Source organism: Pedobacter jamesrossensis, assembly GCF_042650905.1.
In the GTDB taxonomy this organism is placed as follows: domain Bacteria; phylum Bacteroidota; class Bacteroidia; order Sphingobacteriales; family Sphingobacteriaceae; genus Pedobacter; species Pedobacter jamesrossensis.
In genome coordinates this window covers 16,113-27,063 of the sequence record NZ_JBHSBY010000110.1, presented here as the reverse complement: position 1 = coordinate 27,063, position 10,951 = coordinate 16,113, and the positions used below count along the sequence as shown (strand labels likewise).

10 protein-coding genes and 5 tRNA genes are annotated in these 10,951 nt (G+C 36.7%); all 15 read left to right on the top strand.

The window, feature by feature from the left end; genetic code table 11:
- The first annotated feature begins 183 nt into the window (after nt 1–183).
- Nucleotides 184–1,068 carry a tyrosine-type recombinase/integrase gene (locus tag ACFOUY_RS11375; RefSeq protein ID WP_378960731.1) on the top strand — a complete coding sequence of 295 codons (885 nt, stop codon included), beginning with the start codon at nt 184–186 and terminating at the stop codon, nt 1,066–1,068.
- A 14-nt stretch (nt 1,069–1,082) separates the two neighbouring features.
- Complete coding sequence (gene hpf / locus ACFOUY_RS11370) at nt 1,083–1,430, top strand: ribosome hibernation-promoting factor, HPF/YfiA family (RefSeq protein ID WP_378960729.1); 348 nt, start codon at nt 1,083–1,085, stop codon at nt 1,428–1,430.
- A gap of 230 nt (nt 1,431–1,660) precedes the next feature.
- Nucleotides 1,661–1,733, top strand: a tRNA-Thr gene (locus tag ACFOUY_RS11365).
- Nucleotides 1,734–1,813: 80 nt separating this feature from the next.
- A tRNA-Tyr gene (locus tag ACFOUY_RS11360) sits at nt 1,814–1,896 on the top strand.
- A 78-nt stretch (nt 1,897–1,974) separates the two neighbouring features.
- A tRNA-Gly gene (locus tag ACFOUY_RS11355) sits at nt 1,975–2,047 on the top strand.
- An 80-nt stretch (nt 2,048–2,127) separates the two neighbouring features.
- Nucleotides 2,128–2,199 (top strand) — tRNA-Thr (locus ACFOUY_RS11350).
- Nucleotides 2,200–2,323: 124 nt separating this feature from the next.
- Nucleotides 2,324–3,511, top strand: coding sequence for an elongation factor Tu (tuf, locus tag ACFOUY_RS11345; RefSeq protein WP_378960727.1), 1,188 nt, complete (start codon nt 2,324–2,326; stop codon nt 3,509–3,511).
- A gap of 87 nt (nt 3,512–3,598) precedes the next feature.
- Nucleotides 3,599–3,672: transfer RNA gene (locus ACFOUY_RS11340), tRNA-Trp, on the top strand.
- A 96-nt stretch (nt 3,673–3,768) separates the two neighbouring features.
- Nucleotides 3,769–3,966, top strand: coding sequence for a preprotein translocase subunit SecE (secE, locus tag ACFOUY_RS11335; protein ID WP_316759392.1), 198 nt, complete (start codon nt 3,769–3,771; stop codon nt 3,964–3,966).
- Between the two features lie 7 nt (nt 3,967–3,973).
- Nucleotides 3,974–4,516 carry a transcription termination/antitermination protein NusG gene (gene nusG, locus ACFOUY_RS11330; protein ID WP_378960725.1) on the top strand — a complete coding sequence of 181 codons (543 nt, stop codon included), beginning with the start codon at nt 3,974–3,976 and terminating at the stop codon, nt 4,514–4,516.
- Between the two features lie 316 nt (nt 4,517–4,832).
- Nucleotides 4,833–5,276: a 50S ribosomal protein L11 gene (rplK, locus tag ACFOUY_RS11325; RefSeq protein ID WP_010601094.1), complete on the top strand. Its 444-nt coding sequence runs from the start codon at nt 4,833–4,835 to the stop codon at nt 5,274–5,276.
- 20 nt (nt 5,277–5,296) lie between these two features.
- Nucleotides 5,297–5,995, top strand: a complete 699-nt coding sequence (gene rplA / locus ACFOUY_RS11320; protein ID WP_187593734.1) for a 50S ribosomal protein L1 — start codon at nt 5,297–5,299, stop codon at nt 5,993–5,995.
- Nucleotides 5,996–5,997: 2 nt separating this feature from the next.
- Entirely contained in the window at nt 5,998–6,519 is a 522-nt protein-coding gene (gene rplJ, locus ACFOUY_RS11315; protein ID WP_231462586.1) for a 50S ribosomal protein L10, read from the top strand.
- A gap of 66 nt (nt 6,520–6,585) precedes the next feature.
- Complete coding sequence (rplL, locus tag ACFOUY_RS11310; RefSeq protein ID WP_316803914.1) at nt 6,586–6,963, top strand: 50S ribosomal protein L7/L12; 378 nt, start codon at nt 6,586–6,588, stop codon at nt 6,961–6,963.
- A gap of 157 nt (nt 6,964–7,120) precedes the next feature.
- Complete coding sequence (rpoB, locus tag ACFOUY_RS11305) at nt 7,121–10,924, top strand: DNA-directed RNA polymerase subunit beta (RefSeq protein ID WP_378960722.1); 3,804 nt, start codon at nt 7,121–7,123, stop codon at nt 10,922–10,924.
- Nucleotides 10,925–10,951: the final 27 nt, after the last annotated feature.

Here is a 10,951-nt window from a genome sequence, read left to right as displayed (position 1 = left end):
GGTTGTCAAGAGATACTGTTTCAACAAACCGCTGTATACCGAACGGTACGTACAGTGGTGTGAGAGGACAGATAGGGAACTAATCCCTATCTTCCTACTCGATTGTAAAATTTTCTGTTAATAATTTCTTAATATTAAAACTATTAGTAACTTCATTCTAAGTGCCGAACTAATATATATTAAATGCTGCTGAATAGTTTTATAACCTATCTATCACACGAGAAACGTTACGCTCAGCATACGGTAACTTCTTATAAAACGGATCTAGCTCAGTTTCAAGCCTATCTGGAAAACACATTCGAATTAAGTTTTTCTGAGATCAAGCATACACATATAAGAAGCTATATGGTCGATTTAATGGAATTGAAATCTACGGCAGCCACCATTAATCGTAAAATATCTGCTCTACGCAGTTTTTATAAATTTTTGCTTCGCGAAGGTAAGGTTGAGCAGAGCCCAATGCTTTTAATTAAAGCACCTAAAATCCCGAAGCGTTTACCTGTTTTCATAGAAACACAAAAACTAGATAATCTTTTAGACTCGTCAGAATTTTTTGATGATAGTTTTAGCTCGGTTAGAGATCATCTGGTAATTGAGTTACTATTTGGTACGGGGATGCGTTTAGCCGAGCTTTTGCAATTAAAAGAAACAGATGTTGATGTTTATAGTGGAACAATAAAGGTGCTAGGTAAGCGGAATAAGGAAAGAATTATACCTATAAATAAACAGCTTACTAATCAGTTAAATAACTATACAGACTTAAAAAAGTTGCAAAACTTTAATAACAATTTGCTTAACTTAATCGTTACTAATAAAGGTGCTGTGGCTTATCCAAAGCTAGTATACCGTATTGTGAGTTCTTATTTAAGCTTAGTATCAACAAATGATAAAAAAAGCCCGCATGTACTGCGGCATAGCTATGCAACCAGCTTGCTTAATGCTGGCGCCGATTTAAATGCAATTAAAGAGCTTTTAGGGCATTCGAGTTTGGCGGCTACACAGGTTTACACACACAATTCAATCGAAAGATTAAAAACAATTTATAAACAAGCCCATCCAAAGGCGTAAAAAAAGGAGGAAAAATGAAAATCGGAGTTCAATCAATCCACTTCAGTGCAGACAGTAAGTTGTTAGATTTTATACAGAAGAAAGCAAACAAGCTGGATCAGTTTTTTGACCAGATTATTAGTGGCGAAGTGTATTTAAAATTAGAGAACGTAGAAGACGAAGCCAATAAAATTAGTGAGATAAAGCTGATTGTGCCAGGTGGAACCCTATTCGCTAAAGAACAATGTAAATCATTTGAAGAGGCTACTGATCTGGCCATCGAATCATTAAGAAAGCAAATAACGAAGCATAAAGAGAAAACTAGAAAAAAAATTAGTGAACAGAAAACGATATTAAGTGAAAGCGAAATATCTGATTACTAAGCAACTATTTTCTTAAAAAATGAATATAAAATTAGCGAGCCATTAAGCTTGCTAATTTTTTTTCAAATTTATTTTGAATAGAAATATAAGTGTGTATATTTGCATTCCAATTCGGAAAGGGGGTTACCTCAAAAAAGAATTGGATAAGTTCTGTGAAAAGATAAATACTTTAAAAAACACGTTAATAGTATGAAAAATTAAGTTTTTTCGTATTATTGCGCAAAATTAAAGCCTCCTTAGCTCAGCTGGTAGAGCAACTGACTTGTAATCAGTAGGTCATTGGTTCGATTCCGATAGGAGGCTCTTTTTATTTTAGATTTAAAGATTTTAGATTGATGATTGAAAAATCGTAACTCGTAAATCAAAAATCGTAAATAGAAAATGGGGAGATTCCAGAGCGGCCAAATGGGACAGACTGTAACTCTGTTATCGCAAGATTTCGAAGGTTCGAATCCTTCTCTCCCCACATTAATTTTAGATTTAAAGATTTTAGATTTATGAATGAAAGTTTGTAAATCTAAAATTCACAATCGGAAATTGATAAGCGGAAGTAGCTCAGTTGGTAGAGCGATAGCCTTCCAAGCTATAGGTCGCGAGTTCGAACCTCGTCTTCCGCTCTAAATTGAAGTGAGCAGTTGGTGGTTTGCAGTTAACAGTTTGAACTGAGAGCTGAACATTGGGAACTGAAAACTAATAAGCCGACTTAGCTCAGCGGTAGAGCACTTCCTTGGTAAGGAAGAGGTCATGGGTTCAATTCCCATAGTTGGCTCAGGTAAAATAGCTTTGTTAAATCTGTTATAAATACAGAAGAGGCAAGGTTTTTTGTGTTGCATTGCAATAAAACAATAAATAAAATAATAAAAAAGTTAACCTACTAATTAGTTATAAATAAAATGGCAAAAGAAAAATTTGACCGCAGTAAACCGCACTTAAACATCGGTACCATCGGTCACGTCGATCACGGTAAAACAACTTTAACAGCAGCTATTACAAAATGTTTAGCTGATGCAGGTTTATCTGAGGCACGTTCATTCGAATCTATTGACTCTGCTCCAGAGGAAAAAGAAAGAGGTATTACAATCAATACAGCTCACGTTGAGTATTCAACAGCTAACCGTCACTATGCACACGTTGACTGTCCAGGTCACGCGGATTATGTGAAGAACATGGTAACTGGTGCTGCTCAAATGGACGGTGCAATTATCGTTGTTGCTGCTACTGATGGTCCAATGCCACAAACTCGCGAGCACATCTTGTTAGCTCGTCAGGTAGGTGTTCCTTCGTTAGTTGTATTCATGAATAAAGTGGATATGGTTGATGATCCTGAATTATTAGAATTAGTTGAAATGGAAGTTCGTGAATTATTATCATTCTACGATTTCCCTGGAGATGATATTCCAGTAATCCAAGGTTCTGCTTTAGGTGGATTAAACGGTGATGCGAAATGGGTTGGTAAAATTATGGAGTTAATGGATGCTGTAGATAGCTACATTCCAATTCCTCCACGTTTAACTGAACTTCCTTTCTTAATGCCTGTTGAAGATGTATTCTCAATTACTGGTCGTGGTACTGTTGCTACTGGTCGTATTGAGCGTGGTGTAATCAACTCAGGTGATCCAGTTGAAATCTTAGGTATGGGTGCTGAGAACTTAAAATCTACAGTAACAGGTGTTGAGATGTTCCGTAAAATTTTAGATTACGGTGAAGCTGGTGATAACGTAGGTTTATTGTTACGTGGTATTGAGAAAACTGATATCCGTCGTGGTATGGTAATCTGTAAACCAGGTTCAGTAACTCCTCACTCTGATTTCAAAGCTGAAATCTATGTATTATCGAAAGCAGAAGGTGGTCGTCACACTCCATTCTTTAACAAATACCGTCCACAATTCTATTTCCGTACTACAGACGTAACTGGTGAGATTTCACTAGCTGAAGGAACTGAAATGGTAATGCCAGGTGATAACGTTACAATCTCTGTAAAATTGATTTCTCCTATCGCAATGGAAAAAGGTCTACGTTTCGCAATCCGTGAGGGTGGTAGAACAGTAGGTGCTGGTCAGGTAACTGAAATTTCAAAATAAATTTTAAATCCCGATTCGTCGGGACTTAAAGAAAATAAGCAAAGCAAAGTGCTTAAGAAATACTTAAGTACTTTGCTTTCTCTAATTACGGGTGTGGTGCAATGGTAGCATACCGGTCTCCAAAACCGTTGATGGGAGTTCGAATCTCTCCACCCGTGCCAAATACTAATGATTGAATTGGTGAATGTTTTAATTTCGAATGATTTATTATTCGCTCATTCTATCAATCAAGAATTCAATCATTCAAATTATTAAATATGGCTAAAGTAGTTGAGTTTATAAAAGAATCATACGAAGAAATGACAAGTAAGGTTACATGGCCTACTTGGGGAGAGCTTCAAAATTCGGCAGTTCTTGTTTTAGTAGCCTCTTTAATTATTGCATTAATTATTTTTGCAATGGATAAAGGTTCTGTTTTTGTGTTAGATACTTTCTACAAATCACTTTCTAATTAATATACTAATGAGCGATCTTTTAAAGTGGTATGTTGTAAGAGCTGTAAGCGGTAAAGAAAAAAAGGTAAAGCAGTATATTGATGCTGAAATTAGTCGTTTAGGTTTCTCTCATTTGGTTCCACAGGTTTTAATACCGATGGAAAAATATTACCAAATGAAAGACGGTAAAAAAATTGCTAAAGAACGTAACTTTTATCCAGGTTATGTTTTAATTGAAGCTACTTTAGATGGTGAGCTAGAGCATATTATTAAAGGAATTAACAGTGTTATCGGCTTTTTAGGTGATAAAGCTGGTAATCCAATTCCAATGCGTCAGGCAGAAGTTAACCGTATTTTAGGTGTGGTTGATGAAATGAGTGAGCAAGGAGAAATGATGAATGTTCCTTTCTATGTTGGCGAGAACATCAAAGTTATGGATGGTCCTTTCAACGGTTTTACAGGTGTTATCGAAGAAGTAAACGAAGAAAAGAAAAAATTAAAAGTTATGGTTAAGATTTTCGGTCGTAAAACACCACTAGAACTTAACTATATGCAAGTTGAAAAAGAATAATCTGATTTACGATTGTAGGTTTACGATTTATCAAAATACAAAAAAGCTTTCCTCAAAAGGGAAAGCTTTTTTGCATATATCTTGCATACTGTAATTGTTTAAAATAACTTATCTAATTAAGGTGTTTTAAACACGTGTTAAACACTGTCAAGATACAAAGTGAAATTATCAGAATATATTTTCTCTAATCTATTGCAGCTCTGCAAGATTATCCATATCTTTGCAGTCCTTTAAGTTTTATAGAAGCCTAAAGGGAATTAAATGTTACATGCTTCCAATATTTAACATTGAGTTTTAAATAAACAAAAAACACAAAATGGCAAAAGAAGTCAGTGCAATGATCAAATTACAGATCAAAGGCGGAGCGGCAAATCCATCGCCACCAGTAGGACCTGCATTAGGTGCTAAAGGGGTGAACATTATGGAGTTTTGCAAACAGTACAACGCTCGTACCCAAGATAAAGCAGGTAAAGTATTGCCGGTTGTAATTACTGTTTATGCTGATAAGTCATTCGATTTCATCATCAAAACCCCTCCAGTAGCTATCCAATTAAAAGATGCTACTAAATTACAGAGTGGTTCTGCTGAGCCAAACCGTAAAAAAGTTGGGTCGGTGACCTGGGACCAAATTAAAGTTATTGCTGAGGATAAAATGCCTGATTTAAATGCATTTACAATCGAATCTGCAATGAGTATGGTTGCTGGAACAGCACGCAGTATGGGAATCACCGTTTCTGGTGACGCACCCTGGAACAATTAATTAAAAAACAGTTTACAACAGTGGCGAAATTAACTAAAAATCAAAAAAAGGCACATGCTAAGATAGAAGCTGGTAAAGCTTATACTTTACAGGCTGCCGCTGCTTTGGTAAAAGAAATCACTACCACTAAGTTTGATGCATCAGTTGATATTGATGTATCTTTAGGTGTTGATCCGCGTAAAGCGAATCAAATGGTACGTGGAATTGCTACTTTACCACACGGAACAGGTAAAACTGTGCGTGTTTTAGCTTTAGTAACTCCTGATAAGGAAGAAGAAGCAAGAGCAGCTGGTGCAGACTTCGTAGGTTTAGACGAGTATGTAGCTAAAATTGAAGGTGGTTGGACCGATGTAGACATTATTATCACTACACCAGCTTGTATGGCTAAGGTAGGTAAATTAGGCCGTGTTTTAGGCCCAAGAAACCTAATGCCTAACCCAAAATCAGGTACAGTAACTAACGAAGTTGGTAAAGCTGTAACTGAGGTTAAAGCAGGTAAGATTGATTTTAAAGTAGACAAAACGGGTATCATACACGCCTCGATAGGAAAAGTATCATTCCCAGCGGATAAAATTTATGAGAATGCACTTGAAATTATTCAGGTTATTTCTAAATTAAAACCTTCTGCTGCAAAAGGAACTTATTTTAAAAGCATTCACGTGTCTTCTACAATGAGTCCTGGAATTGCAATTGAAACTAAATCAGTAGCGGGGATCTAATCATGAACAGAGAAGAAAAAAACGAAGTAGTTTTAGAACTACAAGGACAAATGCAAGAGTTTGGCAATTTTTATATTGCTGATACTTCTAGCCTTTCTGTTGAGCAGATCAATAATATCCGCCGCAAATGTTTCGAAGGAGATATCGTAATGAAGGTTGCTAAAAACTCTTTAATTCGCAAAGCGATTGAAGGTTTAGATGGTGATGCTTCTGAGATATACGAAGCCCTTAAAGGTTCTTCATCATTATTATTCTCAAAAACAGCAAACGCTCCGGCTAAGTTGATTAAAACTTTGAGAAAAACTTCTGATAAACCTGTGCTTAAAGCAGCATACATAGATTCATCAGTATACGTTGGCGATGACCAATTGAATAACTTAGTAAGCTTAAAATCGAGAGAAGAGCTTATTGGCGATATCATTGGATTATTACAATCACCAGCGAAAAATGTTGTATCTGCGCTTAAATCAAGCGGAGGCAAAATTGCAGGAATTGTTAAAACTCTACAAGAAAGAGAAGGTTAACGAACACCTTAAGTTCGCAAATTAAACAAAATTATTACACACGTAAATTTTTAAAATCTTAATAAAATGGCAGATTTAAAAGCGTTTGCTGAGCAATTAGTAAACTTAACAGTAAAAGAAGTTAATGAATTAGCTCAAATCTTAAAAGACGAGTATGGTATTGAGCCTGCAGCTGCTGCTGTAGTTGCTGGTCCTGCTGCTGGTGGTGATGCACCTGCTGCTGCTGCAGAAAAAACATCATTTGATGTTATTTTGAAAGAAGCTGGTGGCGCTAAATTAGCAGTTGTAAAACTTGTTAAAGACTTAACTGGCTTAGGTTTGAAAGAAGCTAAAGACTTAGTAGACGGAGCACCAAAAGAATTAAAAGCTGGTGTAACTAAAGACGAAGCTGAAGCTCTTAAAAAACAATTAGAAGAAGCTGGAGCAGTAGTTGAAATTAAGTAATCACTTAATTTAGCTAAGCTAAAAATGTATTAGACACCGACTGAAAATGTCGGTGTCTTTACCTGTTTATAAACATCTCATTTTGCTTGGTTGATGAGAATGTTTCAAACCCGAACCAAACAAATAGTTTATTCTTAAACTAAAATCTTTTAGTCCATTGGCAAAGACAGTCGAACAAAGAGTAAATTTTGCAACTAGTAAGCACATTATAGACTATCCGGATTTTCTGGATGTGCAATTGCAATCATTCAGAGAATTTTTCCAGATAGATACCACATCAGACGATCGCTCTAGCGAAGGTTTGTTTAAAGTGTTTGCTGAAAACTTTCCAATAACAGATTCAAGAAATATCTTCGTATTAGAGTTTCTTGATTATTTTGTTGATCCGCCACGTTACGATATACACGAGTGTATTGAGCGTGGATTAACCTACAATGTTCCATTAAAAGCAAAGCTTAAGCTTTCTTGTAACGATGTTGAACATGAAGATTTTGAAACGATTATTCAGGATGTGTATTTAGGTACTATCCCTTATATGACACCAAAAGGTACATTTGTTATCAACGGTGCAGAACGTGTTATCGTTTCGCAATTACACCGTTCTCCAGGCGTGTTCTTCGGCCAAAGCCGTCACACAAACGGAACCAAATTGTATTCTGCTCGTGTTATTCCTTTCAAAGGCTCATGGATCGAGTTTGCTACAGACGTTAATAACGTAATGTATGCTTACATCGATCGTAAGAAAAAATTCCCGGTTACCACTTTATTACGTGCTATCGGTTACGATTCTGATAAAGATATCTTAGAGCTTTTTGATCTTGCTGACGAAGTAAAAGTTAGTAAATCAGGCTTAAAGAAGTACATCGGTCGTAAACTGGCTGCAAGAGTATTAAAAAAATGGGTTGAAGATTTTGTAGATGAAGATACAGGTGAGGTAGTTTCTATCGACCGTAATGAAGTGATTCTTGAAAGAGAAACCGTTTTAGAAGACGAACACATTGATATGGTTATCGAAGCTGGTGTTAAAACTATTATCCTTTCTAAGGAAGATGGGGCTAGCCAGGCCGATTATACCATTATTTATAATACATTACAAAAAGATACATCAAACTCAGAAAAAGAGGCCGTTGAAAACATCTATCGTGCTTTGCGTAACGCAGAACCACCTGATGAGGAAACTGCTCGTGGTATCATTGATCGTTTATTCTTCTCAGATAAACGTTACGATTTAGGAGATGTTGGTCGTTACCGCATCAACCGTAAGTTGAAAATGAATACACCTGATGATGTAAAGGTTTTAACAAAAGCAGATATTATTGCAATTGTTAAATATCTTATCAAATTAATCAACTCTAAAGAAGAGGTGGATGATATTGACCACTTATCAAACCGTCGCGTACGTACGGTAGGTGAGCAGTTATATGCACAATTCGGTGTAGGTTTAGCTCGTATGGCTAGAACAATCCGTGAGCGTATGAACATTCGCGATAATGAGGTGTTTACACCAACAGATTTGATTAACGCTCGTACGTTATCATCGGTTATCAACTCTTTCTTTGGTACGAATCAGTTATCTCAGTTTATGGATCAAACCAATCCATTAGCAGAGATTACACACAAACGTCGTTTGTCAGCTTTAGGCCCAGGTGGTTTATCACGTGAGAGAGCTGGTTTCGAGGTACGTGACGTTCACTATACTCACTACGGTCGTTTATGTACAATTGAAACTCCAGAGGGACCAAATATTGGTTTGATTTCATCACTTTGTGTGCATGCTAAAATCAATAATTTAGGTTTCATTGAAACGCCATATAAACGTGTTGAAGAAGGTAAAGTTGTAGTTGATTCTGACGTTATTTATTTATCTGCCGAAGATGAAGATGGAAAAACCATCGCTCAAGCTAACGCAGAGTATGATGATAAAGGTGTATTTACAACTCCACGTGTTAAAGCACGATATGAGGGTGACTTCCCGATTATAGAGCCTGAGAAATTAGACTTAATGGATGTTGCGCCTAACCAGATTACTTCAATCGCTGCTTCGTTAATTCCGTTCTTAGAACATGATGATGCGAACAGGGCTTTGATGGGATCGAACATGCAACGCCAGGCCGTGCCATTGTTACGTCCTGAAGCGCCAATCGTTGGTACAGGTTTGGAAGGTCGCGTTGCTCGTGACTCAAGAACACTTATCAATGCTGAAGGCAACGGTGTTGTAGAATATGTAGATGCTAACGAAATCACTATTAAATATGAACGTAACGAAGATGATCGTTTAGTTTCGTTTGAAGGTGATAGCAAAACTTATCGTTTAATTAAGTTCAAAAAAACCAACCAGAATACCTGTATCAACTTAAAACCAATCGTTAAGAAAGGTCAGAAAGTTACTAAAGGTCAGGTTCTTTGTGAAGGTTATGCAACTCAAAACGGTGAATTAGCATTAGGTAGAAACTTAAAAGTGGCTTTCATGCCTTGGCAAGGTTTCAACTTTGAGGATGCGATTGTAATTAACGAGCGTATTGTTCGTGATGACGTTTTCACTTCATTGCATATTGAAGAGTTTGAATTAGAAGTACGTGATACTAAACGTGGAGAAGAGGAATTAACACCAGATATTCCTAACGTTTCTGAAGAGGCTACTAAAGACCTTGATGAAAATGGTATTATCCGTGTTGGTGCTGATGTAAAAGAAGGTGATATTTTAATTGGTAAGATTACACCAAAAGGTGAATCTGATCCTTCACCTGAAGAGAAATTACTACGTGCAATCTTTGGTGACAAAGCAGGTGATGTTAAAGATGCGTCTTTAAAAACTCCTCCTTCAATCCAAGGTGTAGTAATTGATACTAAATTATTCAGCCGTGCTAAGAAAACTACAAAAGCTGAGGAAAAATCGGCAATTGAGAAATTAGACAAAGGATATGCAAATATCACTGAGAAATTAAAAGCAGAATTAGTTGACAAATTATTCACGATTGTAAACGGAAAAACATCACAGGGTGTATTTAACATTTACAAAGAATTATTGGTTGCTAAAGGCGCTAAATTTACTCAGAAAATTTTAGCAGATCTTGAATTTGCTCACATTAGCCCTAACAAATGGACTACTGATGATGACAAAAACGAGATGATTAAAATGTTGCTTCACAACTACGGTATTCGTGTTAACGAAGAACTTGGAGCTTACAAACGCGATAAATTTGCGATTAGTGTAGGTGATGAGCTTCCATCGGGTATTGTACAAATGGCAAAAGTTTATGTTGCTAAAAAACGTAAATTAAAAGTAGGTGATAAAATGGCAGGTCGCCACGGTAATAAAGGTATTGTAGCACGTATTGTACGTGATGAAGATATGCCTTTCTTATCTGATGGAACTCCGGTTGATATCGTGTTGAACCCACTGGGTGTACCATCACGTATGAACCTTGGTCAGATTTACGAAACTATTTTAGCTTGGGCTGGCCAGGAATTAGGTGTTAAATTTGCAACACCGATTTTTGATGGTGCAACACACACTGAAGTAGAAGAGTGGATTGCTAAAGCGGGTGTTCCTGCTTCAGGTAAAACTTACTTATACAATGGTTTAACAGGTGAGCGTTTCGATCAGACAACAACTGTAGGTATTATCTATATGTTGAAATTAGGTCACATGGTTGATGATAAGATGCACGCCCGTTCAATCGGACCATACTCATTAATTACACAACAGCCATTGGGTGGTAAAGCTCAATTCGGTGGTCAACGTTTTGGTGAGATGGAGGTTTGGGCATTAGAGGCATTCGGTGCTGCTAATATTCTTCAAGAGATATTAACCGTTAAATCGGATGATGTTATCGGAAGAGCTAAAACCTACGAAGCCATTGTTAAAGGTGAAAACCTACCAACTCCAGGTGTACCAGAATCGTTTAATGTATTGGTACATGAGTTACGCGGTTTAGGTTTAGATATTACGTTAGATTAATTAAGCTGAAAGCTTAAAGACTAGAGC

Excerpts from the sequence above, each read along its gene's own strand:
- ACFOUY_RS11375 (WP_378960731.1), top strand. The coding sequence starts at position 184 with ATGCTGCTGAATAGTTTTATAACCTATCTATCACACGAGAAACGTTAC.
- hpf (WP_378960729.1), top strand. The coding sequence starts at position 1,083 with ATGAAAATCGGAGTTCAATCAATCCACTTCAGTGCAGACAGTAAGTTG.
- tuf (WP_378960727.1), top strand. The coding sequence starts at position 2,324 with ATGGCAAAAGAAAAATTTGACCGCAGTAAACCGCACTTAAACATCGGT.
- secE (WP_316759392.1), top strand. The coding sequence starts at position 3,769 with ATGGCTAAAGTAGTTGAGTTTATAAAAGAATCATACGAAGAAATGACA.
- nusG (WP_378960725.1), top strand. The coding sequence starts at position 3,974 with ATGAGCGATCTTTTAAAGTGGTATGTTGTAAGAGCTGTAAGCGGTAAA.
- rplK (WP_010601094.1), top strand. The coding sequence starts at position 4,833 with ATGGCAAAAGAAGTCAGTGCAATGATCAAATTACAGATCAAAGGCGGA.
- rplJ (WP_231462586.1), top strand. The coding sequence starts at position 5,998 with ATGAACAGAGAAGAAAAAAACGAAGTAGTTTTAGAACTACAAGGACAA.
- rplL (WP_316803914.1), top strand. The coding sequence starts at position 6,586 with ATGGCAGATTTAAAAGCGTTTGCTGAGCAATTAGTAAACTTAACAGTA.